The 25194-nt window shown below is 58.6% G+C and carries 27 protein-coding genes; 18 read left to right on the plus strand and 9 right to left on the minus strand.

Annotation, left to right across the window (positions count from 1 at the left end; genetic code table 11):
* Positions 1 to 96 precede the first annotated feature (96 nt).
* Complete coding sequence (locus AK821_RS09055; RefSeq protein ID WP_064389351.1) at positions 97 to 1599, plus strand: aldehyde dehydrogenase family protein; 1503 nt, start codon at positions 97 to 99, stop codon at positions 1597 to 1599.
* A 122-nt stretch (positions 1600 to 1721) separates the two neighbouring features.
* On the opposite strand, the gene AK821_RS09060 is transcribed toward AK821_RS09055, so the two are convergent.
* The 3 genes from AK821_RS09060 to cynS all read right to left on the minus strand — a co-directional run bounded on the left by AK821_RS09060 (position 1722) and on the right by cynS (position 3179).
* Positions 1722 to 2381 carry a carbonic anhydrase gene (locus AK821_RS09060; RefSeq protein ID WP_064389352.1) on the minus strand — a complete coding sequence of 220 codons (660 nt, stop codon included), beginning with the start codon at positions 2379 to 2381 and terminating at the stop codon, positions 1722 to 1724.
* A 12-nt stretch (positions 2382 to 2393) separates the two neighbouring features.
* Positions 2394 to 2630, minus strand: coding sequence for a DUF2790 domain-containing protein (locus AK821_RS09065; protein WP_064389353.1), 237 nt, complete (start codon positions 2628 to 2630; stop codon positions 2394 to 2396).
* Positions 2631 to 2711: 81 nt separating this feature from the next.
* Positions 2712 to 3179 (minus strand): cyanase, encoded by a 468-nt coding sequence (cynS, locus tag AK821_RS09070; protein WP_064389354.1) that lies wholly within the window; start codon positions 3177 to 3179, stop codon positions 2712 to 2714.
* Between the two features lie 120 nt (positions 3180 to 3299).
* Here cynS and cynR point away from each other — a divergent pair, with 120 nt between their 5' ends.
* Positions 3300 to 4187, plus strand: a complete 888-nt coding sequence (gene cynR, locus AK821_RS09075; protein ID WP_064389355.1) for a transcriptional regulator CynR — start codon at positions 3300 to 3302, stop codon at positions 4185 to 4187.
* Positions 4188 to 4417: 230 nt separating this feature from the next.
* Here cynR and AK821_RS09080 read toward each other — a convergent pair whose 3' ends face one another.
* From AK821_RS09080 to AK821_RS09090, 4 genes are all read right to left on the minus strand, one after another.
* The gene (locus tag AK821_RS09080) at positions 4418 to 4747 is read right to left on the minus strand and encodes a hypothetical protein (RefSeq protein ID WP_064389356.1); all 330 of its coding nucleotides are present in this window, start codon (positions 4745 to 4747) and stop codon (positions 4418 to 4420) included.
* A gap of 175 nt (positions 4748 to 4922) precedes the next feature.
* The gene (locus tag AK821_RS30780) at positions 4923 to 5123 is read right to left on the minus strand and encodes a hypothetical protein (protein ID WP_158260938.1); all 201 of its coding nucleotides are present in this window, start codon (positions 5121 to 5123) and stop codon (positions 4923 to 4925) included.
* A gap of 134 nt (positions 5124 to 5257) precedes the next feature.
* Positions 5258 to 5761 carry a GNAT family N-acetyltransferase gene (locus tag AK821_RS09085; protein WP_064389357.1) on the minus strand — a complete coding sequence of 168 codons (504 nt, stop codon included), beginning with the start codon at positions 5759 to 5761 and terminating at the stop codon, positions 5258 to 5260.
* 48 nt (positions 5762 to 5809) lie between these two features.
* The gene (locus tag AK821_RS09090) at positions 5810 to 7756 is read right to left on the minus strand and encodes a DNA topoisomerase III (protein WP_064389456.1); all 1947 of its coding nucleotides are present in this window, start codon (positions 7754 to 7756) and stop codon (positions 5810 to 5812) included.
* Between the two features lie 276 nt (positions 7757 to 8032).
* Here AK821_RS09090 and AK821_RS09095 point away from each other — a divergent pair, with 276 nt between their 5' ends.
* Together AK821_RS09095 and AK821_RS09100 are read left to right on the plus strand one after the other, a co-directional pair.
* Entirely contained in the window at positions 8033 to 9442 is a 1410-nt protein-coding gene (locus tag AK821_RS09095) for a serralysin family metalloprotease (RefSeq protein ID WP_064389358.1), read from the plus strand.
* Positions 9443 to 9731: 289 nt separating this feature from the next.
* Positions 9732 to 10100: a DUF427 domain-containing protein gene (locus AK821_RS09100; RefSeq protein ID WP_064389359.1), complete on the plus strand. Its 369-nt coding sequence runs from the start codon at positions 9732 to 9734 to the stop codon at positions 10098 to 10100.
* 53 nt (positions 10101 to 10153) lie between these two features.
* Here AK821_RS09100 and AK821_RS09105 read toward each other — a convergent pair whose 3' ends face one another.
* Together AK821_RS09105 and AK821_RS09110 are read right to left on the minus strand one after the other, a co-directional pair.
* Positions 10154 to 11776: an MFS transporter gene (locus AK821_RS09105; RefSeq protein WP_064389360.1), complete on the minus strand. Its 1623-nt coding sequence runs from the start codon at positions 11774 to 11776 to the stop codon at positions 10154 to 10156.
* A gap of 130 nt (positions 11777 to 11906) precedes the next feature.
* Positions 11907 to 13559 (minus strand): GMC family oxidoreductase, encoded by a 1653-nt coding sequence (locus AK821_RS09110; RefSeq protein ID WP_064389361.1) that lies wholly within the window; start codon positions 13557 to 13559, stop codon positions 11907 to 11909.
* Between the two features lie 133 nt (positions 13560 to 13692).
* Here AK821_RS09110 and AK821_RS09115 point away from each other — a divergent pair, with 133 nt between their 5' ends.
* The 14 genes from AK821_RS09115 (at position 13693) to AK821_RS09180 (ending at position 25077) form a co-directional block, all read left to right on the plus strand.
* On the plus strand, positions 13693 to 14580 hold the full coding sequence (locus AK821_RS09115; protein ID WP_064389362.1) for a LysR family transcriptional regulator: 888 nt from the start codon (positions 13693 to 13695) through the stop codon (positions 14578 to 14580).
* 138 nt (positions 14581 to 14718) lie between these two features.
* Positions 14719 to 15066 (plus strand): metalloregulator ArsR/SmtB family transcription factor, encoded by a 348-nt coding sequence (locus AK821_RS09120; RefSeq protein ID WP_064389363.1) that lies wholly within the window; start codon positions 14719 to 14721, stop codon positions 15064 to 15066.
* A gap of 13 nt (positions 15067 to 15079) precedes the next feature.
* Positions 15080 to 15550, plus strand: a complete 471-nt coding sequence (locus AK821_RS09125) for an arsenate reductase ArsC (RefSeq protein ID WP_064389364.1) — start codon at positions 15080 to 15082, stop codon at positions 15548 to 15550.
* A gap of 12 nt (positions 15551 to 15562) precedes the next feature.
* Positions 15563 to 16261 (plus strand): arsenical resistance protein ArsH, encoded by a 699-nt coding sequence (gene arsH, locus AK821_RS09130; protein ID WP_064389365.1) that lies wholly within the window; start codon positions 15563 to 15565, stop codon positions 16259 to 16261.
* A 117-nt stretch (positions 16262 to 16378) separates the two neighbouring features.
* Positions 16379 to 17635: an MFS transporter gene (locus AK821_RS09135; protein WP_064389366.1), complete on the plus strand. Its 1257-nt coding sequence runs from the start codon at positions 16379 to 16381 to the stop codon at positions 17633 to 17635.
* A 107-nt stretch (positions 17636 to 17742) separates the two neighbouring features.
* Positions 17743 to 18660, plus strand: a complete 918-nt coding sequence (locus AK821_RS09140; protein WP_064389367.1) for an SEL1-like repeat protein — start codon at positions 17743 to 17745, stop codon at positions 18658 to 18660.
* 109 nt (positions 18661 to 18769) lie between these two features.
* Positions 18770 to 18985, plus strand: coding sequence for a DUF4287 domain-containing protein (locus AK821_RS09145; protein WP_064389368.1), 216 nt, complete (start codon positions 18770 to 18772; stop codon positions 18983 to 18985).
* Positions 18986 to 19052: 67 nt separating this feature from the next.
* Positions 19053 to 19862, plus strand: a complete 810-nt coding sequence (dapF, locus tag AK821_RS09150) for a diaminopimelate epimerase (RefSeq protein ID WP_064389369.1) — start codon at positions 19053 to 19055, stop codon at positions 19860 to 19862.
* A 411-nt stretch (positions 19863 to 20273) separates the two neighbouring features.
* Positions 20274 to 20636 (plus strand): DUF6124 family protein, encoded by a 363-nt coding sequence (locus tag AK821_RS09155; protein WP_064389370.1) that lies wholly within the window; start codon positions 20274 to 20276, stop codon positions 20634 to 20636.
* A 162-nt stretch (positions 20637 to 20798) separates the two neighbouring features.
* On the plus strand, positions 20799 to 21323 hold the full coding sequence (locus tag AK821_RS09160) for a hypothetical protein (RefSeq protein ID WP_064389371.1): 525 nt from the start codon (positions 20799 to 20801) through the stop codon (positions 21321 to 21323).
* A 392-nt stretch (positions 21324 to 21715) separates the two neighbouring features.
* Positions 21716 to 22078, plus strand: coding sequence for a DUF6124 family protein (locus AK821_RS09165; protein WP_064389372.1), 363 nt, complete (start codon positions 21716 to 21718; stop codon positions 22076 to 22078).
* Between the two features lie 136 nt (positions 22079 to 22214).
* Positions 22215 to 23756: a T6SS phospholipase effector Tle1-like catalytic domain-containing protein gene (locus AK821_RS09170; protein WP_064389373.1), complete on the plus strand. Its 1542-nt coding sequence runs from the start codon at positions 22215 to 22217 to the stop codon at positions 23754 to 23756.
* Complete coding sequence (locus tag AK821_RS09175) at positions 23756 to 24409, plus strand: DUF2931 family protein (RefSeq protein ID WP_064389374.1); 654 nt, start codon at positions 23756 to 23758, stop codon at positions 24407 to 24409. Before AK821_RS09170 ends, AK821_RS09175 begins: the two co-directional genes overlap by 1 nt.
* Positions 24410 to 24420: 11 nt before the next feature.
* Positions 24421 to 25077: a DUF2931 family protein gene (locus tag AK821_RS09180; RefSeq protein ID WP_064389375.1), complete on the plus strand. Its 657-nt coding sequence runs from the start codon at positions 24421 to 24423 to the stop codon at positions 25075 to 25077.
* The last annotated feature ends 117 nt before the right edge of the window (positions 25078 to 25194 follow it).

Here is a 25194-nt window from a genome sequence, read left to right on the forward strand (position 1 = left end):
TCGCGAGCAGGCTCGCTCCTACAGGGTTAGCGGTTGCTTTGCAGGATTGTGTTCCTATACATTTTCCGGCCGCCCTTTGCATGGTGAATCCGCTTCATGTCTCTTGCACTCGAACGTCTCGTCGCTGGCACGCCGATCCCTTTCGCCGGTAACCGCGTCACGGTGGTCAGCCCCGAACTGGCCGCGCGTTTTCAGCCCGGTGACCACCTTCTGGTGGAGCAGGTGAGTGGCGAGTTGTTGTTGATTCCCGTGGCTGATCAGCAAGCCGCGGCGGTGGCAATCGAACGTGCTGCTACTGCGTTTACCGCGTTGTCGGCGGTCTCGGATGAGGCGATCAGCCAGTTCTTCGACTTGTTTGCACAACGCCTCGAAACCCCGGATTGCTGGGCGCACATTGAAACCGCCAACCGCGCCGATATCGAGCGGGCCAAGGCGCGCGGTCGCTCGACCACCCGTCTGCTCGCCGATGAGCGCATGCGCCGTGACATGATCGCCGGCCTGCGCGCCTGGCGTGATGCCGCGCCAACCCGGGGCAAAATCATCAGCAGCGTCGAACACGATGGCTGGAAGGTCGAGCAAGTCGTCTCGCCGTTGGGCATCGTTGCTTTTGTCTTCGAAGGACGGCCGAATGTGTTTGCCGACGCTGCCGGCGTCCTGCGCACCGGCAACACGGCGGTGTTGCGCATTGGCAGCGATGCCTTGGGCACCGCGCAAGCCATCGTCACTCACGCCTTGAACCCGGCGCTGGCCAATGCCGGTTTACCGGTCGGTGCGGTGTCGTTGGTGGAAAGCGTCAATCATGCGGCCGGCTGGGCGATGTTCGCTGACCGCCGTTTGTCGTTGGCGGTGGCGCGCGGTTCGGGGCGAGCGGTCAGTCAATTGGGCAGCATTGCCCAGCAGGCCGGCACCGCTGTCAGCCTGCATGGCACGGGCGGGGCGTGGCTGATTGCTGATCGTGCTGCCGATGCAGCGCGTTTTGCCGCCGTGGTGCGCAACTCGCTGGACCGCAAGGTGTGCAACACCCTCAACGTTTGCCTGATTCAGCGTGATCGTGCTACGGAACTGGTGCCGTTGTTTCTTGATGCGCTGCAACAGGCCGGTACTGCGCGTGGCCAGAGCTGCAAATTGCACATCGTCGAGGGCAGTGAACGTTATTTGCCAACGGAGTGGCAGAACGCGACGGTCGAGGTTTATCGCGCCGAGGGTTATCAGACCGAAGCGTTGGCTGAGCCATTGGCGGAAACCGAGTTGGGTCGGGAATGGGAATGGGAAGAAACCCCGGAAGTCAGTCTGATGATCGTTGACGATCTGGATCAGGCGATTGCGCTGTTCAACCGCTACAGCCCGCAGTTCACTGTGTCGCTGATCAGTGAAGATGCAGCCGTACAAGAACGTTTCTACAACGCGGTGAATGCGCCGTTCGTGGGCAATGGCATTACCCGTTGGGTCGATGGGCAGTACGCGTTGAACAAGCCGGAGCTGGGTCTTTCGAACTGGGAGAGCGGGCGTTTGTTTGCGCGCAGTGCGATTCTTTCGGGGGACGGCGTGTTCACTGTGCGTAGCCGCATGACCCAGATCGATCTCACAGTAAAACGCTGATCTGGCGGACAGTGATCGTTCCCACGCTCCAGCGTGGGAACCCAGCCCGTGACGCTCCGCGTCACTGGACGCAGAGCGTCCCCTGAGGCATACCCACGCAGAGCGTGGGAACGATCAGTTGCTCAGGCCGCGTGGGTGGCCTGTGCGTGGATTGCGCAAGTCGCCGGTTGCTCGGCCAGCGGCACAAACGTGCGGCGGTCCGAGGACAGCGCATCGACCGAGCCGGTCTCGATGTCATACACCCAGCCGTGCAGGTTCAGCAGGCCTTTCTCCTGAGCCAGACGCACACTCGGATGGGTCTGTATATTCGCCAGTTGCGCAATCACGTTCTCGCGCACCATCGAACTCAATTTCGCCGCGTCACTGGCATGCGTTCGCGCTTCATTCACCACTTTCGCCGACTCGGCATGCTGCAGCCAACCGCTGACGGCGGGCAGATGATCCATGCATTTGCACTGGGCGATTGCGGTCATCGCGCCACAGTCCGAATGGCCGCAAATCACAATATCTGTCACGCCAAGCACCGCCACTGCGTATTCCACCGTTGCCGAAACCCCGCCCGGATGCGGGCTGTAGGACGGCACGATATTGCCGGCGTTACGGATCACGAACAGCTCGCCAGGTTCTTGTTGGGTCAGCAATTCTGGCACTACACGGCTGTCGGAACAGGTAATGAACAGCGTTCCTGGCTGTTGCGTGGTTGCCAGGTGTTTGAACAGTTCGGTGCGTTGCGGGAACGCTTCGTTCTGGAATCTCAGGAAGCCATCAATCAGGTTTTTCATGGTCTTGTCCTCTTAGTTCGAGCAACCGCTGCCGAATTCGCTGTATTGAAGAATGTGTTTGCCGCCGAGGCTGTCCAGATACGTCATCTCCACCGGCACCACGCCACACACATCGGCTACCGGGGTAATGCTCAGCACTTGGGCGATATCCAGTGGCATGCCGTAGCGGTAGGCGACGGCTTCGTCAGCGGCAAATGCCTGGACGGAAAAGCCGCCGAGCAGGGCCAGGATCAACAGAATTTTTTGCATGGGGCAGCCTCCAGATGTGTTTGGTGACGGGTAGCCATTTGGGGGGTGTTGGCCCGCACGCAGGGTGCGGGCCGGTGCGGATCAGAACGGACGCAGGGGCAGGAACTTGCCGTCGAGGGTGACCACGGCACGAGAGCCGCCTTCCGGGTCTTCGACTTTCTTGATGTCCAGTTTGAAGTTGATCGCGCTGATGATGCCGTCGCCGAACTGCTCGTGAACCAGTGCCTTGAGCGTGGTGCCGTAGATCTGGATCATCTCGTGGAAGCGATAGATGGTCGGGTCGGTCGGCACACCGCTGAGGCTGCCACGCAGGGGGATGATCTGCATTGCCGCGACATCGTCGGCGGCCAGTTCGAGCTTGTCGCCGACCACTTGGGCGGCATTTTCCGGCAGTGCGTGCTGGCCGAGCAGGGCAGCGGTGACGTACGCCAGGCTCAGGCCGGTGCCGTCGGCGAGATCCTGCCACGACAGATCTTTGCGTGCCTTGGCGTCGAGAACGCGGGTAGTCAGGGCCAGGCTGGTGTCGTTATAGGCGTGGGACTGTTGCATGGTGTCACTCCTTTCAGGGTTGGCTTGCTGTGTGGGAGCAATCTTCTGCCGATTGATCTATAGCGTCCAAGATCGATATACAATACTTCGCATAAGTTCTGCCTATAGATGGTGTGCCCCATGCTGCTGCGACATTTGCGTTATCTGCTGGCCGTTGCCGATCACGGCGGCTTCACCCGTGCCGCCGAGGCGCTGCACGTGTCGCAGCCGACCCTGTCGCAACAGATCCGCCAACTGGAAGAGTCTCTCGGTGTGAATCTGTTTGATCGCACCTCACGCACAGTCAAACCCACCGATGCCGGCGAGGCTTACATCGAGTGCGCGCGGCGGGTGCTGGTGGAGCTGGAAGCGGGTAAACGCGCGCTGCATGACGTCAAGGATCTGTCTCGCGGGACGTTGCGCCTGGCGATGACACCGACGTTCATGGCCTACCTGGTCGGGCCGTTGGTGCGCGATTTCGCGGCGCGGTATCCGGGAATCCATCTGCAGGTTTTTGAATTGTCGATGGACGACATCGAGGCGGGGCTGGCGGATGACTCGCTGGATGTTGCGATTGCGTTTACACCGGTGCGTAACCCGGAGATCGAATGCATTCCAGCGTTCACCGAACGCTTGGGGATCATGGTCGGGCGTGAGCATCCGCTGTATGACAGCCGCTCAGTACTGACGCCGGATGACATCGCGCAACTGGATTTCGCCTTGTTGGCGCCGGACTTCATTACGCGGTTATCGATTGATGAGTATTTCCGTCAGCACGGGATTACACCGCAGGTGCGGATCGAGGTGAACTCGGTGAGTACGTTGCTGGAGGTGGTACGTCATTCGCCGATGGCGACGATGTTGCCGCAGGCAATTGCCACCGAGGATCGGGCGTTGCGCCGGCTGCGGGTAGAGAGCGAGGCGCCGCAGCGAGGGGCGGCGTTGTTGCGGCGGCGCAATAATTATCACAGTGCGGCGGCGGTGGCGTTTGTGGAGTTGGTGTTGGACATGGGAAGCCCCTCACCCTAACCCTCTCCCACAGGGAGAGGGGACTGACCGAGGTGTTTGTGCGATCTACGCCGACTTGGGAAACCTGAGTCGAACTCCGGTTCTGAAAGCACCATAAATCGGCTCCCTCTCCCTCGGGAGAGGGCTGGGGTGAGGGGCTACAATTCCAGTCACGCCAAATCAATGCAAGCGAACAAAAAAAGGCCTGCTTCCGTTAAGGAAGCAGGCCTTTCAATTATTTAATGACTAACTCAGCAGAACCGATCAATCACCCGAACACCGTTGTGGTTCTGCATCGAGTCCCACGCCTGTTTCAGCGTTTGCAGAACATTACCGATGAAGTCCTTGTCGGCCGCAGCCTTCTTGCCAACATAACCGTGGCCGCGACGGTACATCTTCAGGCGGGCCAGCAAGTTCTGATGGTTGCGGTCGAATTCGTCTTCGTCAGCATGGGTCGCCAGGCAGTCGATATGCACCTGCCCCGACTTGCTGATCCACAGAATATGGCTGTCGTGGCTGTCTTTCTGCGCAGCGAACATACGAGCCAGTTCTTCGACAGTGGGTTGATTGTTCAGATTCATGATATTGCCCCTTGACCAGTCTGGTGATCTTTCAAAGTTGATTCGCTAATACAGGTAGCCCATCGGTTAGTTGATCCCTGGCACCGAAACCAGGACGTCAGCGCTCGCCCGTGGAAAGTACGGGGTCGTGCATCTGTTGCATGTAGTCGTGTTGAATAACTGCTACGCAATAGCGTCACAACGAGGAGAAGCAGCGAAAACCGGGAGGCTCCTTGACGACATTTACCGTGTCGACCACAAGCGTCTTGAGAATTTTCGCCAGCGCTTCTCGTCCTTGTACTGGACGTTCAGGCCAGGTCAGCTTCTTCAATCTGCCTTGTGGGCAGCGTGTATCCGGAAAAAACAACTCGGCGGTCAGACGAGTTTGCTCAAGCATGTTGCCAGTGTTCCCGATCGGGGAACGTCTTCATCATGCAAAAGCAAAACGACGCCGTCAACGGTTTTGTAGTGATTATTTTTGAGCACTACATATTGTCCGACAAAGCTGTTTTGGAATGAGAAAGAATCCGTTCAGATCACGGAAAAAGGCGTGCGCAGCGCGTAGAAGGTGCACGGATAACCGTCCACTTCGCGCTGCTGCAGGGTGAATTCGCCGCCGCTGATTTGCGGAATCAGCCCGGCCCAGAAGCGCTGCGCCGGCAGGTTGGCGTTGATATGAAAAATTTGCCATTGACCGGGGATGCGGCTCAAGAGGGCAGAGACGACAAACTGCGCGACGCCTTGGCCACGAAAGCGTCTTGCGAGGAAAAAGTAGCCGATGTTGTGTTCGGCACCAGGGATATGGATTTCGTTATCGACGCTCACGAAGCCGGCCAGTTCGCCGTCGACCTGAATCAGAAATGGTTGGGTGGCCGGGTGGCGCCAGTAGTCGGTTTTCGGCTGGATGGAGAAGAAGCCATGTGAAGCGAGCTTCAGCGGCAGCCATTCGCTGAAGTCGTACATGTAGAACTGCATAAGGTTTTCGATGATTTCCAGCTCATCGCGCTGAGCGGGGTGCAGTTCGATATTGGCCATGCGCCGGGTTCCTGAAAGTGCTGAGCCTTGCAGAAACAGTAGCGGGTTTTATTTGCCTGCCGCTTTCGGCGCGCGTTTGGTTGTACCCGTGGTTTTGCTGCGGGTCGATGATTTGCGCTTCTTCTTCCAGGGGGCCGCCGCTTTACCGGCCGGTGGCGGGCCGCTGATGGTGAGGCTGAGGCTGGAGCAGCGCGTCACTTGCTTGCTCATCCACGCCGCTTGTTTGGTGACGAATTCTTCCAGACTCATTTCGCCGCTTTGCACCATGTCCAGCGCCTGTTCCCAGATCGCCGTGGTGCCGGGGTCGGCGATCGCGCGTGGCACTGCGTCGATCAGGCTGAACGCGGCCGGGGTGGCGGCGAGGGCCTTGCCGTTCTTCAGCAGATAACCACGATCCAGCAACCCCTGAATGATCGACGCGCGGGTGGCCTCGGTGCCGATACCGGTGGTGTCCTTGAGTTTCTGTTTGAGCAGTGGATCCTCGACCAGTTTGGCGACGTTTTTCATCGCTTTGATCAGATCGCCCTCAGTGTAGGGTTTGGGCGGTTGCGTCCACAGATCCTTGAGCTTTACAGCGGCGATGGCGCATTCGATGCCTTGGCTAAGGGCCGGCAAGGTTTGTGGCGCGGGTGCCTCGCGGCCCTTTGCCGCCGCCAGTGCTTCGGGCAATGCGCGTTTCCAGCCCGGCTCGATGATCTGCTTGCCGACCGCGCGCAACGCTTCACCGGCGCAATCGAAATCAGCCTGGGTGCGATCGTATTCGTGATTGGGCAGAAACTGCGCCAGATAGCGTGCGCGAATCAAGGTGTAGACCGCGCGGTGTTTGCCGGTCAGGCGTTCAAGATTTTTCGCCGCTGCGGTGGGGATGATGCCGTGGTGGGCGCTGACTTTGGCGTCGTTCCAGGCTCTGGATTTTCGTTGTGGCTCCAGAAACCCGTTGAGCGCCTCAAGGCCCGGATCGGCCTGACGCAACGCGGCGAGAATCCCCGGCGCCTCACTGTGCTGGCTCAGCGGCAAGTAGCCGCAATCACTGCGCGGGTAAGTGATGACCTTGTAGGTTTCATAGAGCGCCTGGGCGATGTCGAGGGTTTCCTGCGCGCCGAGGCCGAGTTTCTTCGAGCAGACTTCCTGCAAGGTGCCGAGATCGAAGGGCAGGGGCGCCACTTCGCGCATGCGCTCGGTTTTCAGCTTGATCACTCGAGCACTGGCAGCGCCGTTGATGGCGGCGGCCGCTTGCTGGGCCAGCGCCTGATTCAGGCAGCGCTCCTGATCATCACAGACATCCGACGGCGCCCGCCACTGTGCGGTAAACGGAATGCCGTTGTGCAGCAGATCGACATCGATCGCCCAGAATGGCACCGGCACGAAATCGGCGATGCTGCGGTCGCGGTCCACCACCAGGCGCAACGTCGGCGTCTGTACGCGGCCTACCGGCAACACGCCTTGATAACCCGATTGCCGACCGAGCAGCGTGAACAGCCGACTCATGTTCATGCCGATCAGCCAGTCCGCCCGCGAGCGGCCCAGCGCCGAGTGATACAGGCTGAAGGTTTCGGCCCCCGGTTTCAGCGCGGCCAAGGCTTTGCGGATCGAGGCTTCGTCCAGCGCCGACAGCCACAAGCGGCGGATCGGCCCGCGATAACGGCAATGCTCGACCAGTTCCCGGGCAATCATCTCGCCCTCACGGTCGGCGTCGGTGGCGATGATCAGTTCGCTGGCCTCGCCGAGCAGGCGCTTCACCGCTTTGTACTGGCTGGCGGTGCGTGGCTTGACGGTCATTTTCCATTTGTCCGGAATGATCGGCAGGTCGGCCAGCACCCAGCGCTTGTAACGGACGTCGTAGGCATCCGGCGGGGCGGTTTCGAGCAAGTGGCCGATGCACCAGGTGACTGTGACATCCGTTCCCAGCCAGCAGCCGTCGCCCCGGCGCTTGGCACCGAGCACGGCCGCAATGTCTTTGGCCTGGGAGGGTTTTTCACAGAGGTACAGCCGCATATCCACCATCGTCGATCAAGGTCTGAACAGGTGCACAGAATGGCCGGAGTTGGCGCTCGGAGCAACTTTTATCTGTATGGATATACAGATAAAAAGATTGCCGCAAGTGACGGTAAAAACCGGGACGCAGCACCGCACTATCGAGAAATTGATTAGCGCCAGGGGTCTGCGCCGTGTCAGCTTCGGCGCGTTTGCAACGCGAGTGACAGGACGATCTCGCCAGTAGATCGCCGTGGTCTGTCGGACACTGACTACCCAGAAACAAGGACGTAAACCATGCTTCAAACCTCCTTCAACACCAGCACTGCCTTTACCGAAGTCGACACGTTCAGCCATCTGTACGACCGTGGCGGCGATGCGCTGGTCAACGGTAAACCATCGTTCACCGCCGACCAGGCCGCCGATGAAATCCTGCGCAAGGGCCTGTCGTGGGGCGACAAGAACGCTGACGGCAAGATCGACCTCAGCTACAACTTCCTCAGCGAGAAACCGGCGAACTACAACGTCAAACTGGGCAACTTCAGCGAATTCAGCGCGCAGCAGAAGGCACAAGCCGTGCTCGCGATGCAATCCTGGGCTGATGTTGCCAACGTCACCTTCAGTGAAGGCAAGGGCGGCGATGGCCACATGACCTTCGGCAACTACGACGTCAGCACCGGTGGCGCAGCGTTCGCGTATCTGCCGAGCGGCGGTGGCTATGACGGTCAGTCGTGGTACCTGATCAACGATCAATATCAGGTCAACAAGACCCCGGACACCAACAACTACGGGCGTCAGACCCTGACCCACGAAATCGGCCACACCCTCGGCCTGTCGCACCCGGGCGCGTACAACGCCGGTAACGGCAACCCGACCTACAACGACGCCAAGTACGCTGAAGACACGCGCGGCTACAGCCTGATGAGTTACTGGAGCGAAGCCAACACCGACCAGAACTTCAGCAAGGACGGCAGCGGTGCCTACGCTTCGGCGCCATTGCTGGACGATATCGTCGCGGTGCAAAAGCTGTATGGCGCCAACTACGCGACCCGCGCCGATGACACCACGTACGGCTTCAACTCCAATGCCGAGCGCGATTTCTACAGCGCCTCTTCGGCGTCCTCCAAAGTGGTTTTCTCGGTGTGGGATGGCGGCGGTAATGACACGCTGGATTTCTCCGGCTTCAGTCAGAACCAGAAGATCAACCTCAACGAAGGTTCGTTCTCCGATGTCGGCGGTCTGGTGGGCAACGTGTCCATTGCTTACGGTGTGACCGTGGAGAATGCGGTGGGCGGTGCGGGCAATGACCTGCTGATCGGCAACGCCGCCGTCAACGAACTGGTCGGCGGTGCCGGTAACGACATCATTTACGGGGGAGGCGGTGGCGATACCTTGTGGGGCGGTGCAGGCGCAGACACCTTCGTGTTCGGTGCCGCCAGCGATTCGACCATGACCGCGCCGGACTGGATCATGGATTTCACCAGCGGCCTGGACAAGATCGACCTGTCGGGCATTGCCGGTTTCGCCACGGGGGCGGCGTCGCTGAACTTCGTCAGCGGCTTCACCGGGCATGCGGGCGATGCGATCCTGACCTACTTCGCGCAGACCAATCAGACCAGTTTGATGGTTGACCTGACGGGGCAGGGGGCGGTGGACTTTGCCGTGGGTGTGGTGGGGCAGGCGGTGGCGACTGATATCGTTGCGTGATGCCTGAAAAGCGGCCCTCACCCTAACCCTCTCCCAGAGGTAGAGGGGACTGACCGAGTTGTCTGGCGAAATCCATCGACCTGGAAAACCGAGTCGATTATGGATTCAAAGCCAAACGCTCAAGTCGGTGAAGTTCGCCAATATCCCCCAATCGGCTCCCTCTCCCTCGGGGAGAGGGCTGGGGTGAGGGGCTTTTGACGTTGATGGGCCGTTCGGCTGTAAATCCACCCCAACCAGAACCAATGGGCTATACCTGAACCGGTCTCTTCGCCGTACCCAGGAGAACCCCATGAAAACCTCCGGCCCAAGTCCAGTCATCGCCCTCGAACAACTTGCCGGCTGTCTGCTGGTGAAATTCCACGGCATCCAGGTCGCCGCCTCTTCCCACGTCATGATTCTCAACGAAGCCAACTACCCGCCGGTCTATTACGTCCCCCGCGAAGACATCGACGAAAAGTATTTCGCCCGCACCGATCACACCAGTTACTGCCCGTACAAGGGCGACGCCAACTACTTTAGTCTGCAAGTGCCGGGGCATGAGGGCGCGAATGCGGTGTGGACTTACGAGAATCCGAAAGTGTCAGTGGCGCCGATCCGCGACTACGTGGCGTTTTATCCGGATCAGGTGAAGTTCGAGGTGATCAAGGCTGATGCCTGAGCAAAAAAATCGGCGAGGGTAAAAGCCCTCGCCGATATTTGTCTGGTTGAGTTTCAGTTCTTGTCGAGATCGATATTCTTCGTCTCACGCAAACAGATCATCCCCACCACCAGGCTCACTCCGGTAATCAGCACTGGATACCACAGCCCGTAAAAGATGTCCCCGGTGTACACCACCAGCGCAAACGACACCGTCGGCAGGAATCCGCCAAACCAGCCGTTACCAATGTGATACGGCAGCGACATCGAGGTGTAGCGAATCCGCGTCGGGAACAGCTCCACCATCAGCGCCGCAAGCGGCCCGTAACACATGGCCGAGATGATGATCAGCGCGACGATCAGCGCAACGATCATCGGCTTGTTGATCTGCTGCGCATCCGCCTGTTGCGGGTAGCCGGCGAGGGTGATTGCGCCGCGTAATGCCGCCTCATCGAAGCCGTCGAGTTTGACGTCACCGACGCTGATTTGCACCGCGCTGCCGGCAGGCGCAGCGGCGCTGGAGTAGGGCAGGCCTTGCTTGACCAGAAAGGTTTTGGCCTTGTCGCACGGGCTGTCGAATTTGGCTTTGCCGACCGGATCGAACTGGAAGGTACAGGTCGCCGGATCCGCCAGCACGGTGATCGGTGCCTGGCGGCTGGCCTGATCAATCGCCGGATTCGCATAGTGCGCCAGCGATTTGAAGATCGGGAAGTACAGCGCCGTGGCCAGCAGCAAGCCGAGCATCAGCACGGGTTTGCGCCCGACCTTGTCCGACAGCCAGCCGAAGATGATGAAGAACGGCGCACCGATCACCACGCTGATGATCAGCAAGGTGTTGGCCACCGCCGGGTCCATTTTCAGGAACTGGGTGAGGAAGAACAGCACGTAGAACTGCGCCGCGTAGAAGGTCACCGCTTGCCCGGCGTTGATGCTGAACAGGGCGATCAGCACGACTTTGAGGTTTTCCCATTTGCCGAAGGATTCGCGGATCGGCGCTTTTGAGGTTTTGCCTTCCTCTTTCATTTTCAGGTACGCCGGCGACTCGTGCAGGCTCAAGCGAATCCAGGTGGAAATGCCCAGCAGCACAATCGACAGCAGGAACGGAATGCGCCATCCCCAGACTTCAAACTGATCGCCGGTGAAGTAGCGGCAACCGAGTACCACCAGCAGCGACAGCAGCAGGCCGAGGGTGGCGGTCGACTGAATCCAGCTGGTGTGGAAGCCGCGTTTGCCAATCGGCGCGTGCTCGGCAACGTAGGTCGCAGCGCCGCCGTATTCACCGCCGAGCGCCAGCCCCTGAAGCATGCGCAGCACCACCAGAATGATTGGCGCGGCGATGCCGATGCTGGCGTAGGTCGGCAGCAGACCGACGCAGAACGTCGCCACGCCCATCAAAATGATCGTCGCGAGGAAGGTGTATTTGCGCCCGATCATGTCCCCCAACCGACCGAACACCAGCGCCCCGAACGGCCGCACGATAAAGCCTGCGGCGAAGGCCATCAGCGCAAAGATGAACGCCGTGGTGTCGTTGACTCCGGCGAAAAACTGCTTGCTGATCACTGCCGCGAGGGCGCCGTAGAGGAAGAAGTCATACCACTCGAACACCGTCCCCAGTGAGGAAGCGAAGATGACTTTGCGTGTATCCGGGCTGGTCTCCGCGCTGCGCACGGCGTCCAGCGGCTGAACGTGTTCTGACATATCGGTATCCCTCACAGTGATTGTTTTTGTTGTTCCACTGGTGCTCGATGTCCATGAATCAAACGCATATCCCCTGTAGGAGTGAGCCTGCTCGCGATGGCGGTGTATCAGTCAATACAGATGTCGAATGTTATTCCGTCATCGCGAGCAGGCTCACTCCTACAGGTACGGTGTTTACAGCTTTGGAATTGAGAATGAGTTGAGCAGCCTTTTCCGCAATCATCAGCGTAGGCGAACACGTATTGCCCGAGGTGATGCGCGGCATGATCGAGGCGTCGGCGATGCGCAAGCCGGGCACGCCGTGTACACGCAGCTGTGCGTCGACCACCGCCTCAGCGTCGTTGCCCATGCGACAGGTGCCGACCGGGTGGAAAATCGTCGTGCCGATCTTCGCCGCCGCTTGCTGCAACTCTTCTTCGCTTTGCAGGTTGGCGCCGGGCAGATACTCGACCGGTTTGAAAGCCCGCAAAGCAGGGGCGCTGACGATGCGTCGGGTCAGGCGGATTGCGTCCGCTGCCACGCGCAAATCTTCCGGATGACTGAGATAGTTGGGCTGAATCAACGGCGCCTCCTGTGGATCCGCCGAACGAATATCAATGCGTCCACGACTCTGCGGACGCAGATCGCAAACCGACGCGGTGAACGCCGGGAAACTGTGCAACGGCTCGCCAAAACGCTCCAGCGACAGCGGCTGCACGTGGTACTCAAGATTCGCCGAGGTCTGCTCCGGTCCTGAACGCGCAAACGCGCCCAGCTGACTTGGCGCCATCGACAGCGGCCCGCTGCGGTCATACAGGTAACGCAGGCCCATGCCCATCTTGCCCCACACGCTGCCAGCGATCTGGTTCAGCGTGCGCGCATTTTCCAGTTGGTAGATCAGGCGTAACTGCAGGTGATCCTGAAGATTGCCGCCGACGCCCGGCAACTCGTGAATCACACCGATACCGAGGCGTTCCAGCAGTGGCCGAGGACCGATCCCGGAGCGTTGCAAAATGCTTGGCGAACCGACCGAACCGGCGCACAAAATGATCTCCTTGCGCGCCTTGAATTGTTTGCTCTGGCCTTCATGACGCGCACTGACTTTGCACGCGCGACCGTTTTCCAGCAGAACCCGATCGACTTCAACCCCGGTCAGCACCGTCAGATTCGCCCGGTTGCGCAGCGGTTTCAAAAAGGCCTTCGCCGCATTCCAGCGCACGCCGGCCTTCTGATTGACCTGAAAGTAGCCGCAACCCTCGTTATCGCCCTGATTGAAATCATCGATGCTGGCAATACCGCTCTGCTCGGCAGCGCTGCGAAACGCGTCCAGAATCGGCCACGACAGCCGCTGCTGTTCCACCCGCCATTCACCCTTGGCGCCGTGAAATTCAGCCGCACCGGCAAAATGGTTTTCGCTCTGTTTGAACAGCGGCAGCACATCATTCCAGGCCCAGCCCGGATTGCCCTCGGCGGCCCAGCCATCATAGTCGTTGGCCTGACCACGCATGTAGATCATGCCGTTGATGGAAGAACAGCCGCCCAGCACTTTGCCGCGCGGATAACTCAGCGCGCGGCCGTTGAGGCCCGGTTGTTCTTCGGTCTTGAAGCACCAGTCGGTGCGCGGGTTACCGATGCAGAACAGGTAACCGACAGGAATGTGGATCCACGCATAGTTGTCGCGCCCGCCGGCTTCCAGCAACAGCACACGCTGCTGCGGATCCGCCGACAGCCGATTGGCCAGCAGACACCCGGCAGGGCCGGCGCCGACCACGATGTAGTCATATTCATCGAGGGAAGTCTGCATTCCCTGACCTCGCTTTTTGTTTTTATTGTCGGACACTCTAGTTGTTAGCTTTCGTCAAAAGAATGTTAGTTTTTGCGCAGCCGCTGTGCGTTTTTGAACAGCCTCACTAGACGATAGCCGACAAGGACACAGCATGTTCGACTGGAACGACCTGCGGTTTTTTCTCGAACTGCAACGCAGCGGCCGCCTGCTCACGGCCGCCCGCCGTCTGAACACCACGCACGCCACCGTCGCCCGCCACATCGAGGCCATCGAAAAAAGCCTCGGCACTGCATTGTTTGTTCAGCACGCGCAAGGCTATGAGATGACCCCGGCGGGGGAGGCGCTGCTCAAGCATGCCGAGGCGATGGAAAATGTTGCGTTGTTGGCGCAGGAGGAGATCACCCAGTCGACAGCACCGTTGGGCAAGATCCGCGTAGGGGTGACGGAAGGGCTCGGGATCAAGTTTCTCGCCAGCCGCATGATCGGCCTGTTCGAACGGTATCCGGGACTGGAAGTGGAACTGGTCGCGGTGCCGCGCTTTGTCAGCATCCTCAACCGTGAGGCGGAAATCAGCATCCATCTGGAGCGCCCGGCGGCAGACATGCTGGTGACGCGCAAACTCACGGACTATCGACTCGCGTTGTACGCCAGCCAACGCTATCTCGATAAGGCACCGCCCCTGCAAAGCCGCGAAGACCTCGGGCGACATGCGTGGATCGGTTATGTCGATGATTTGCTCTTCAGTCAGGAACTGATGTTCCTCAACAGTTTCTGTCGCAGCCCTCGGGTGGTGTTTCACAGCACCAGCGTTATTGCCCAGCAGGAAGCCGCGCGGTCGGGATTGGGGATTGCGGTGTTGCCTTGTTACATGGCTGCGGCGGATCCTGACCTTGTGCCGTTACTGCCGGATGAAAGCATCGAGCGCAGCTACTGGATCAGCACGCGGCGCGAGTTGCACAAGTCGGTGCGGCTGCGGGTGGTCTGGGATTATGTGGTGGGGTTGTGTGAGGCGGAGCAGGGGTTGTTGCTTAACCTTTGAGATCAACAGCTCGCAGCCTTCGGCAGCTCCTACAGGAGCCGGTGTAGGAGCTGCCGAAGGCTGCGATCTCTTGATCTTGTTTGACCGTATATATGGATATCCGTATATTCGAATCTCCATATGTGCCGAGCCCGTCCCATGATCACCCCCACCGACGTCTTCAAGAGCCTCGCCGACGAAACCCGCGTCCGCGCCATGCTGCTCATCGCCGATCAAGGTGAACTCTGCGTCTGCGAGCTGATGTGCGCACTCGGCGACAGCCAACCGAAAATCAGTCGCCACCTCGCGCAATTGCGCAGCAACGGCCTGCTGCTCGATCGCCGTCAGGGCCAGTGGGTCTATTACCGCCTCAACCCGGAGCTGCCAGCATGGGTGCGCGAAATCCTGCAAGTGACGTCCAAGGCCAATGCCGATTGGCTCAAGGACAACGCCGCGCGCCTGCAGAACATGGATGGCCGCCCGGTTCGCGAAACCGCCTGCTGCTAAGGGAGCAAACACCATGCGAATTCTGTTTATGTGCACGGCCAACAGCTGCCGCAGCATCCTCTCTGAAGCCATGTTCAATCATCTGGCGCGCGCCGGATTCGAGGCCGTGAGTTCAGGGAGTTTCCCCAAAGGCCAGGTGTTGCCGCGCAGCCTGTCGACGCTGCAACAGGCCGGCATTGCCATCGATGGCTTATCCAGCAAGGGCAATGACGCGTTCGAAGACAATCCGCCGGACATTGTCATCACCGTCTGCGACAAGGCCGCCGGTGAAACCTGCCCGGTGTACTTCGGCCCCGCGCTCAAAGCCCATTGGGGCCTGGCAGATCCCTCGGATGTGATCGGCGACGATGCCGCCGTGGACGCGGCGTTCGCTGCCACGCTGGCGATCATCGAGCGGCGCTGCGCGACCTTTCTCGGCCTGCCCTTTAAAGCACTCAGCCGCGCTGAGCTCCAGCGTGAGCTGGATCGTATCGGCTCTCTCTGAGCTGGAGGACATATGTCAGAACAACTGCCCAATCTTGATCATTCGCTGTTCGAAGGCTTGCAGACGTCTTCTTTGGATCAACACAAACCACGCATCCTGCTGCTCTACGGCTCGACCCGTGAACGCTCGTTCAGCCGTCTGCTGGTAGAGGAGGCCGCGCGCCTGCTCGAACACTTCGGCGCTGAAACGCGGATCTTCAACCCGTGCGGCCTGCCGCTGCCCGATGACGTCCCTGTCGATCACCCCAAAGTGCAGGAACTGCGTGATCTGGTGTTGTGGTCGGAAGGGCAGGTCTGGTGTTCGCCGGAACGTCACGGCGCCATGTCTGCGGTGTTCAAGGCGCAGATCGACTGGATCCCGCTGGAGCTCGGCGCCGTCCGCCCGACCCAAGGCAAAACCCTCGCGGTGATGCAAGTCTGTGGCGGCTCGCAGTCGTTCAACGTGGTCAACCAATTGCGCGTGTTGGGCCGCTGGATGCGCATGTTCACCATCCCCAACCAGTCCTCGGTGCCGAAGGCCTATATGGAATTCGACGAAGCCGGGCGGATGAAGCCGTCGCCGTTTTATGATCGTGTGGTGGATGTGATGGAGGAACTGGTGAAGTTCACTGTGCTGCTGCGTGGCCAACAGACTCATCTGGTTGATCGCTATTCCGAGCGCAAAGAAACCGCCGAACAACTGATGAACCGCGTCAATCAACGCTCGATCTGAGCACGTCCGGCCGGCTGATTGCATCCGGCCCATGCAACTAAGACCCCACGCCACAGGTCACTGAATCAGCGGAGGTTGATTCAATTCGCACAACCTCGAACATCGAAGACGCTGCCTGTGGCCATTCAGCTCGATCGTCGCAACAACCTGTCACTCGACAGCCTGAATTTTTTTCTCGCCGACGTGCGCGATGGGCTCGGCCCCTATCTGGCGATCTACCTGTTGGCGGTGCATCACTGGGATCCGGCGAGCATCGGTGCGGTCATGACCCTTGCCGGGATCGCCGCGCTCATCACGCAAACGCCTGCGGGGGCGCTGGTCGATAACACGCGTTACAAACGCGCGATCATCGCCATTGCCGCGCTTTTGGTCACCGGCAGTTGCCTGCTGCTGCCCTTCGTTAGTTCATTCAGTCTGGTCGCCTTGACGCAAGCGCTCAGCGCCGTCGCCGCATCGGTTTTCGCTCCGGCGATTTCGGCGATCACCTTAGGGATTACCGGACCACGAGCCTTTACCCGCCGCACCGGGCGCAACGAAACATTCAACCACGCCGGCAATGCCTGCGCGGCGCTGCTGGCAGGGTTATTCGCCTACCTGTTCGGTCCGGTGGCGGTGTTTTATCTGATGGCGGTGATGGCACTGGCCAGCGTGGCTGCGATCGCCTTTGTGTCGCCAAAAGCCATCGACCACGATGTGGCGCGAGGGCTGGACCCCGGCGGCGCGGGACATGGCACGCAACCGTCGGGTCTGGCGGTGCTGCTGACGAACAAACCGCTGTTGTTGTTCGCGGTTTGCTGCGCGCTGTTTCACCTGGCGAACGCCGCGATGTTGCCGCTGGTAAGCCAGAAACTCGCCCAGGCTAATTTACACATGGCCACGCCACTGACGTCGGCCTGCATCGTCTCCGCGCAACTGGTCATGGTGCCCGTCGCGTTACTGGTCGGGGCCAAGGCCGATCTTTGGGGACGCAAACCGTTGTTGCTCGCAGGCTTCCTGATTTTGCCGTTGCGCGGCGTGCTCTACACCTTGTCCGATGATCCTTATTGGCTGGTCGCGGTGCAGTTGCTTGATGGCGTTGGCGCGGGGATTTTCGGCGCGCTGTTTCCGGTGGTGGTTAAGGATCTGACGTTGGGGACCGGGCATTTCAATGTCAGTCTGGGTGCGCTTTCGACTGCGTTCGGGTTGGGTGCGGCGTTGAGTAATGGCCTTGCCGGGCTGGTGGTTGAGGCGGCGGGTTACCGTGCGGCGTTTTTGACGTTGGCGGCGGTGGCGGGAGTGGCATTGGTGTTGTTGTGGGTGGCGTTTCCTGAAACCTCAGTTACACCCGGCAGGAATGAACTTGCTCACGAAAGGGGGGTGTCGGCCGACATTTGATTTGCATACCTGGCGCAATCGCGAGCAGGCTCATTCCTACAGGTTGCATTCTCATCCTTTCAGCCGTTCTGCCGATGCAGTCGCAATGAACTTCAAGGATTTACTTCATGTACAAGGCTGTTGCCGTTCTTGCCTTTGCGGCTTTCATCTGCGGTTGCCATTCCGTCGGCAGCAGCAACCCGTTAGGCGATATGTATCCGATCCTGCGATGTGTTTCCCTTTACGATAAAGATGACATTACGTCAGATCAGGTCGATACCATCCGTTACCTTGCCAAGCAGGAAAACGGCTGCACAATGATCCTCGGCAAACTGTACGAACGTGGACACGGCGTACCTCAGGATTATCAGCAAGCCAAAGCCATTTATCAGGCCGCCGCCGCAGTAAATCCAGCAGCCTATTCGCGACTCGGCACCATGGCGGCAGAGGGCATCGGCGGGCCGGTGGATCTCGTGGCGGCCAGAGACTTCTATCTGCGCGCCACTGCCCATCCCGGTAATACGGAAATCGAACTCAAAGTCGCCGCCTATCTGGAGAACGGCATCGGTGGCGCGCAAGATCTGCCAGGTGCGCTGGAGCACTACTTCAATGCCGGCAAGGCGGGTGGCAGCGAATCCTGGAAAGGGGTCGAGCGACTGCGTGCCAAAGGTGTGGCGATGACCATTGAGCAGCAACAGCGCTACAACAATCTCTTTGTCGCCATGGTGCGCAGCGACCTCGAGACTTACATAGAAACGGCGGAGAAAACCCTCGAAAAAGTCACCACTGCGACGCAACCCGGGAAACCGGTTCAGGTGCAGCTCGCGTACATCCCCGGCACATTGGTACCAGTGATTTCGCTGTACGCCAGCTGCGGCGATAACGCGATTGATCAGAAGGTGATGCAGGGGTTCAAGGATTATCGCTTTCCCGGTGACCCTATCGTGCCAGCGGGCCAGAAGAATTATCAGGCAATTGCCTCGGTCAGAACGGATGGGATGACACCGATGGAGCGGTTTTATCAGGACCGCAAAACAACCCGGTGATCGCGAACGCAGGGGAGTAGTTGCCGGATCGCCACTTCCCGGCCACTCTATGCCCAGACGACAAGGAGCGTCAGCCGACCCTCCGTCGCGATCACAGGGAGCTTGCAGCATGAGCGAAGACAGCAAAGTCAAAGGTCCGGCGTCCTATTTCCCCTCCATCGAAAAGAAGTACGGCCAACCGATCGATCACTGGTTGAACCTCCTTGCCGGCCTCGGCGACAAAAAGCACATGGAACGGGTCGCCTGGCTCAAGTCCGAGCACGGCATGGGCCACGGCCACGCCAACGCACTGGTTGCGCATCATCTGGCGAGCAGTAAACAGTGAGGGCAGGGCGGCCATTGGCTGCGGCGCTCAAGCCTTTATCACAAGACCCGCAGCCAAGGCGCCACCGATGCCGCTGAGCTTCCACAAGATGCACGCCAACGGCGACGATTTCGTCCTGGTCGACACCCGCAACAGCGCCAACCCGATCACCAGCGAACTGGCCCGGCACCTGGGCGACCGTCATCTAGGTATCGGCTTCAATCAGCTCGCGGTGGTGCTCGACTGCGATGATGCCGATGCGCGCCTGCAATTCTGGAATGCCGACGGTTCAGCGCTGGATGTCTGCGGCAGCGCAACCCGTGGCGCCGCCGATCGACTGATGCGTGAGGCTAGTCGCAAATCGATCACTCTGCGCACCCAGCGTGGGCTGCTTATCTGCGAACGCACGCCGGGCGGCTTGATCGCCGTCGACATGGGCCAGCCGCTGTTCGACTGGGCAGACATTCCCCTGGCGCAGGCGTACGACACGCTCGCACTGCCGTTGCCTGGCGATCCAAGCGCCTGCAGCATGGGCAATCCGCACTGCACGTATTTCGTCGACGACCTCGGCAGTATCGACATCGCCAGCCTCGGCCCAACCCTCGAAAGCCACCCCTTGTTCCCGCGCAAGACCAACGTTCATTTCGTGCAGGTCATCGACCGCCAGCACATCCGCCTGCGCATCTGGGAACGCAACGGCGGCATCCCGCTCGGCTCTGGCTCATGCGCCTGCGGCGCCGCCGTCAATGGCATCCGCCGGGGCCTGCTTGACCACACCGTCGAAGTCGAATGCGACGGCGGCCCCGTCAGCGTGCACTGGAGCGGTACCGGCAACGTCACCCTCAGCGGCCCGGTCGAACACCTCTACTCCGGCACAATCCCCGACACACACCTGTAAAACCACTACCAACCCCGCAGGAGCAAAGCTTGCTCGCGAAAGCGTCCTTCTAAACAGCAAATCACTACTTGTTTAAACGACGCCTCCAGCAACCCGTAAAGCCTTACAACGTCTTGCGCCGTTGCCTACGACTAAGCCAGAATCCGCCGGCTTGTGCGTCTAGGTCGCGGGTTTTATCGTCTGTCGGTCACTGAAAAGCAGTGATCGGGTTTGGTAGCCCTGAGTTTTCGTAGATTGCATAAGCATCATGATTCGCAGTGTCTGTTCGACACGGCTTTTATGGTGGTCATGCACAGGGCGTCTTCGGGCGCGCCGGTTTTCTACGTCCCGGTCTACCAACCTGCGCATGGCCGCCACCCTCGTTTGGTAGCGAGAGTGATGGCTCCTTTTTTTGACGTAGGAGCTTCATCAATGATCAAACCAACACCCAACCCACCCGAAACCGACCCCACATCTCCCTACGAATCCCTCGACTCCAAGCGATTCCACGAAGCCGCCGAACGCGCCCTCGACCACTACCTCAAACCCGCTAGCCAAATCATGGCCAGCCCCCAACAACCCGAACGCATGTACCTGGCCAACCCGAAGTACGACAACGAATCCCTGCTCGCCAACGCCAGCGAAACCCTCGGCTCCGCCAGTGAAATGCTGATCAACTTCGCCGCCATGCTCGACACCTCCCACCGCAAAACCGCGCTCGGCATCGCCCAAGTCGTAATGCTCGGCGAAATCGCCGTCAATCAAGCGCTGGATAACGTCGAAATCGCCAGCTAGATGTGAACGATCTCTGTAGCGATTCCTTTGTTCTTCGCTACAGGGATCTATTACCCCACATTGTTCAGGCGTCGCTTTAAATAGACATGTGCTACATCGCTTGTAATGGCCTGACTTGACGCGATAGCGTTGGCGTCCATCTCTCGACCGAGCAGTTCTCCAATGGCGTTACACGAATGCATGCACACATTTGAAGAGTTAGCCAAAACGGTTCTGCCCGGCCATATGACCAGAATGAAAAGATCTCTTGAAACTCCGCGAGAGATGAAGGACTTTTCAGTGCCCGGTGTTGGCGTTAAATCGTTGCTGAAGCAGTTCAAACTGCCGCAAGATTTTTCGGGTTGCTACGTGCTGATCGACAACGGCGTGCCTATCTATGTTGGTATTTCAAGAAGCGTGATCAGTCGGCTTCGTCAGCACGTCTTCGGTAAAACACACTTCGACGCTAGCCTGGCTTTTCGAATTGCGATGGCAAAACATCCAGATCAAACGATTTCCAAGCTGACGCGCGCGAAGGCAATGGATGATCCTCTATTCGGTACATCATTCGCAGAGGCTCAGTCCTATCTCAAGTCACTCCAGGTGGCAGCGATAGATATTGAGAATCCGCTTGTGCTTTACGTTTTCGAACCCTACTGCGCGCTGGATCTTGATACTCACCAGTGGAATTCGTTTGAGACCCATTGATTCGGAATTCTCTGCATCTCAACTGACCTATTAAACAGATGATCTACATGTTTGTTTAATAGGTGTCTCTCGTTGCTGGCTACGCCCTACAACTCCTTGCGCCATCGCCTACGACTAAGCCAGAATCCGCCGGCTTGTGCGTCTGGCACTCCCTCCGTACCTTGATTCCCGTCACTGCTCATCAGTGATCGGGTCTGCAAGCCCGCCGAAAAACCAGACGCCCAGCCCTGCCAATGGACACTCATTCGTGCCCACTCAATGGCGGCTTTGTGCGGGAGACCTTAGGGTCTGCCGGGTGCCTGGTTTCCCGGTCTTGCAGACCCGCGCATAGCTGCCACCCATCATCTGCAAGTGATGCCGGTAGCTCCTAGTGAACAATCAGGAGTTTCACCATGATCAAACCAACACCCAACCCTCCAGAAACCGACCCAGCATCCCCCTACGAATCCCCCGATTCCAAGCGATTCCACGAAGCCGCCGAACGCGCCCTCGACCACTACCTCAAACCCGCCAGCCAAATCATGGCCAGCACCCAACAACCCGAACGCATGTACCTCGCCAACCCGAAGTACAACAGCGAGTCCCTGCTCGCCAACGCCAGCGAATCCCTCGGCTCCGCCAGCGAAATGCTCCTCAACTTCGCCGCCATGCTCGACACCTCCCACCGCAAAACTGCACTGGGCATCGCCCAAGTCGTGATGCTCGGCGAAATCGCCGTCAATCAAGCGCTGGATAACGTCGAAATCGCCAGCTAATCCCCACCCCGACGAGGGGAAACCCTCGTCGAACCCCGCGGTCACACCCCGGCTGGCACACGGCCACGGCTTGCGCCCCCCAGCCACGGCTGTCAACCTTTGGGCCGTTCTCAAGGATCAGAACCAGGAAACATGGATGAGTGGCTACGTACCCAACCCCCCGAAAAACTATCGCTACGAAGAAGCCAAACCCGTCGATATTCACGCCCAGCGTTGGGCGGAATATGAGAAGCACGGGAAAGAGCCTGCGCGCGAACCTGAGAAAATCGGGATTGCGTTGAGGATTGGGGTTTTCTTTGATGGCACTGGGAATAATGCGAACAACACGGCGGCTGGATTGCTGTGTGGGGCGCAGCATCCGATTGCTCCGGAAGATATTCCGGCTAGTTGTCAGCCGTACATGAGCGATCCTGATAGCAGCTACGCCAACGACGTCAGCAACGTGAAAAAGCTGAGCGAACTGTATGAGGCACCGCGACTCGCTGAGGGAGAGGGACCACGAAAGAAAGCTTTCGGTATGGTCTACGTCGAAGGCATAGGTACCCGTTCAGGTGAAGAAGACAGTAAATTTGGCGCCGGTACAGGACGTGGCGAAACCGGTGTTGCCGGGCGCGTCCAATCCTCTTTCACTTTGGTCGAACAGCGTATCACTGAGATATTAGATAAAAACCCCGATAGTGAAATTGCTTCGTTGACCTTCGACACGTTTGGCTTCAGTCGCGGTGCTGCCGCCGCCAGACATTTCGCCAATGAGATCGTGCGTGGCAAACAAGGCCCTTTAGGCGAGATTCTTCGTAGCAAATCAGATGTCCTCAGTCCGACCTTTGTCGATCAATACAACGGCGACATCAATGTGGGCTTCATTGGTTTGTTCGACACTGTGCCGTCGATTGCTGGATGGTCCAATTTGGGCAATATCAAAAGTGCAGTCGCAACAGGGATCAAACTCTACCTCGACCAACGTTACTTCACCGACGTTGTGCAGTTGGCGGCGCGGGATGAGTGCAGGGCTAACTTTGCTCTCAATCGCGTAGCTTTGGATCATCCGGAAATTGTCTTGCCGGGTGTGCATTCCGATGTGGGTGGAGGTTACCTTGAGGACGCTGAAGAATGTGTGCTCATTAGCCCAATGCAAACGCTAGAAGTCGGCAACTACGTGGATGTCACCACCACATCGATCTACCAGGATGCGGTCAATGTGAGAAAACAGTGGTTAGCCAACGGCTGGCCTTCCGAAATGCTGGAAGTCGTTACACCACCTCCTTTACTGATGCCGATCAGTCCTCAGGATCGACTGAGTCCTCGAGTCAAACGAGTCTACGCCGCCGTTCAACTCAAGCGTCCGGTGAGTGGGTTACTGTCGAGAGTGAGCCTGCGCGTGATGCATCAACTCGCCAAAGCCAAGGGCGTTCGCTTCGAAGACATTCCCGAGACGCCAGACTTCGCCGTTCCTGAAGAACTTCAGCCCATGTGTGATCGTTTTGTCTCCGGCGACTACAGCACCACGGCAGAGGAGGAGCAAATGCTCAAACTCAAGTACATTCACACGTCCGCCAACTGGAACCATCCGCTTGGCAGGAGAGATGGAAGTGGCATCAGAGCTGTTTACATCAACGCCCCCACGGAAGATGCAATCCGAGTAAAGCACCCACACATACCTGACTGGACGCTTTGGTAATGAAGTTATTTACAGCACTGCTGTGCACGCTCTTTGTGGCTGGCTGTAATGCCAACCCGCTGTCAGCAAAAAATGACCCTAAATCCCCATGGTGGGAGCTTGGTTTTACCGAACCCAACTACATGAAGGTTTGGGTTGAAGACACTGCAGTGGAAGACATTAAGGGCAAGACGTTTCTGCGCACGGGTGGAGGTTCCTCATCGGGCGGGTACCCAGAAGATGGTACTGAATCGGCCCGAGGCTGGGACGGAGTGGGCGCGTCCGCAAAAGCGGTAGTTGGCGCTGATCTTCCAAAACGAATTTTCGTTCGCTGGCAATCCATCGTAGAGCCTCAGACCTATCGCGCATGGGTGGACATACCCGAAGAAGCCAGACAATTGATGCTGACCTCGGTCAACCAGCGCTGTGCGAAAACCCCAGACCAAAAAGCTACCTATATATCTTCGGTCTATTTGGGGTTGGCTCCTGGTGGTGTTGTACAGGTTTGGGTCAGAGACGAGTGCCACCATCCGGTTAAAGTCGCGCGAGCACAGGCGGAGATCGAACCGCTAGGGCCTAGTCAAGGCAAGAACCAAGGGCGCTACGCTTATCCCGTCAGCGAAAAGTCCAAGCGGTATATCGAGAAATTTGGCATCCCTTACGGGAGTTGGTAACCCATCCGCCAATGAAGCAAATCATATTAATGTTGAGTGTTTTACTGGTGGCTGGATGCCAAGCTACCGACCCACTTTCAGCCGAGAACGATCCGCGATCCGATTGGTGGGGACTAGCCTTCACTGAACCGGCTTACATGAAGGTTTGGGTAGAAGACAGCACAGTTCTGGATATCAAAAACAGGACGTTTTTCAAGGCAGGCGGGAGAACCGCTGCCGGAGGTGAACCAGAAGATGGCACAGAGTCTGCCCGAGGTTGGGGTACTGTCAGTGGTTCCGGTATGCCGGTAATCGGTGCCGATCTTCCCAAACTCATCTTCGTCCGTTGGCAGTCCATATCAGAGCAGAAGACCTATAAGGGATTCATCGAAATCCCAGAATCAGCCAGGCAGTTGATAGTGGACTCAACGCACCAACGTTGCCCAGAAAAACCCGAAAGGGCCGCTCGATACATGGCGTCGCTGTACGTGGGTCTGGCCCCGGGTGGCGTATTACAAGCTTGGGTCAGAGACTCATGCCATCGCCCGGTCCAAGTCGCCCATGCCCAAGGCGAGAGTGAACCGCTAGGCCCGGAGCAGGGGAGGCACGGTGGACGCTACGCCTATCCAGTGAGTGAAAAGGCCAAGAGGTATATCGACAAGTACGGCATTCCGTACGGTAGCTGGTAGCTGGTATTTGTAGCAATTGAATAGATAGGTGCTTTAGAGGCGAGAATGCTCGTGACTCTGGTAAGCTAAAGGGGGATCTATATTCAGTGAATAAATCAAGAAAATAAATCAGCCCCA

It is taken from the genome of Pseudomonas sp. RIT-PI-r, assembly GCF_001297015.1.
Taxonomy (GTDB): Bacteria; Pseudomonadota; Gammaproteobacteria; order Pseudomonadales; family Pseudomonadaceae; genus Aquipseudomonas.

What these genes read in the sequence shown, in the direction of transcription:
- AK821_RS09055 (WP_064389351.1), top strand. Translation starts at nt 97, where the DNA reads ATGTCTCTTGCACTCGAACGTCTCGTCGCTGGCACGCCGATCCCTTTC.
- AK821_RS09060 (WP_064389352.1), bottom strand. Translation starts at nt 2,381, where the DNA reads ATGAAAAACCTGATTGATGGCTTCCTGAGATTCCAGAACGAAGCGTTC.
- AK821_RS09065 (WP_064389353.1), bottom strand. Translation starts at nt 2,630, where the DNA reads ATGCAAAAAATTCTGTTGATCCTGGCCCTGCTCGGCGGCTTTTCCGTC.
- cynS (WP_064389354.1), bottom strand. Translation starts at nt 3,179, where the DNA reads ATGCAACAGTCCCACGCCTATAACGACACCAGCCTGGCCCTGACTACC.
- cynR (WP_064389355.1), top strand. Translation starts at nt 3,300, where the DNA reads ATGCTGCTGCGACATTTGCGTTATCTGCTGGCCGTTGCCGATCACGGC.
- AK821_RS09080 (WP_064389356.1), bottom strand. Translation starts at nt 4,747, where the DNA reads ATGAATCTGAACAATCAACCCACTGTCGAAGAACTGGCTCGTATGTTC.
- AK821_RS30780 (WP_158260938.1), bottom strand. Translation starts at nt 5,123, where the DNA reads ATGCTTGAGCAAACTCGTCTGACCGCCGAGTTGTTTTTTCCGGATACA.
- AK821_RS09085 (WP_064389357.1), bottom strand. Translation starts at nt 5,761, where the DNA reads ATGGCCAATATCGAACTGCACCCCGCTCAGCGCGATGAGCTGGAAATC.
- AK821_RS09090 (WP_064389456.1), bottom strand. Translation starts at nt 7,756, where the DNA reads ATGCGGCTGTACCTCTGTGAAAAACCCTCCCAGGCCAAAGACATTGCG.
- AK821_RS09095 (WP_064389358.1), top strand. Translation starts at nt 8,033, where the DNA reads ATGCTTCAAACCTCCTTCAACACCAGCACTGCCTTTACCGAAGTCGAC.
- AK821_RS09100 (WP_064389359.1), top strand. Translation starts at nt 9,732, where the DNA reads ATGAAAACCTCCGGCCCAAGTCCAGTCATCGCCCTCGAACAACTTGCC.
- AK821_RS09105 (WP_064389360.1), bottom strand. Translation starts at nt 11,776, where the DNA reads ATGTCAGAACACGTTCAGCCGCTGGACGCCGTGCGCAGCGCGGAGACC.
- AK821_RS09110 (WP_064389361.1), bottom strand. Translation starts at nt 13,559, where the DNA reads ATGCAGACTTCCCTCGATGAATATGACTACATCGTGGTCGGCGCCGGC.
- AK821_RS09115 (WP_064389362.1), top strand. Translation starts at nt 13,693, where the DNA reads ATGTTCGACTGGAACGACCTGCGGTTTTTTCTCGAACTGCAACGCAGC.
- AK821_RS09120 (WP_064389363.1), top strand. Translation starts at nt 14,719, where the DNA reads ATGATCACCCCCACCGACGTCTTCAAGAGCCTCGCCGACGAAACCCGC.
- AK821_RS09125 (WP_064389364.1), top strand. Translation starts at nt 15,080, where the DNA reads ATGCGAATTCTGTTTATGTGCACGGCCAACAGCTGCCGCAGCATCCTC.
- arsH (WP_064389365.1), top strand. Translation starts at nt 15,563, where the DNA reads ATGTCAGAACAACTGCCCAATCTTGATCATTCGCTGTTCGAAGGCTTG.
- AK821_RS09140 (WP_064389367.1), top strand. Translation starts at nt 17,743, where the DNA reads ATGTACAAGGCTGTTGCCGTTCTTGCCTTTGCGGCTTTCATCTGCGGT.
- AK821_RS09145 (WP_064389368.1), top strand. Translation starts at nt 18,770, where the DNA reads ATGAGCGAAGACAGCAAAGTCAAAGGTCCGGCGTCCTATTTCCCCTCC.
- dapF (WP_064389369.1), top strand. Translation starts at nt 19,053, where the DNA reads ATGCCGCTGAGCTTCCACAAGATGCACGCCAACGGCGACGATTTCGTC.
- AK821_RS09155 (WP_064389370.1), top strand. Translation starts at nt 20,274, where the DNA reads ATGATCAAACCAACACCCAACCCACCCGAAACCGACCCCACATCTCCC.
- AK821_RS09160 (WP_064389371.1), top strand. Translation starts at nt 20,799, where the DNA reads ATGGCGTTACACGAATGCATGCACACATTTGAAGAGTTAGCCAAAACG.
- AK821_RS09165 (WP_064389372.1), top strand. Translation starts at nt 21,716, where the DNA reads ATGATCAAACCAACACCCAACCCTCCAGAAACCGACCCAGCATCCCCC.
- AK821_RS09170 (WP_064389373.1), top strand. Translation starts at nt 22,215, where the DNA reads ATGAGTGGCTACGTACCCAACCCCCCGAAAAACTATCGCTACGAAGAA.
- AK821_RS09175 (WP_064389374.1), top strand. Translation starts at nt 23,756, where the DNA reads ATGAAGTTATTTACAGCACTGCTGTGCACGCTCTTTGTGGCTGGCTGT.
- AK821_RS09180 (WP_064389375.1), top strand. Translation starts at nt 24,421, where the DNA reads ATGAAGCAAATCATATTAATGTTGAGTGTTTTACTGGTGGCTGGATGC.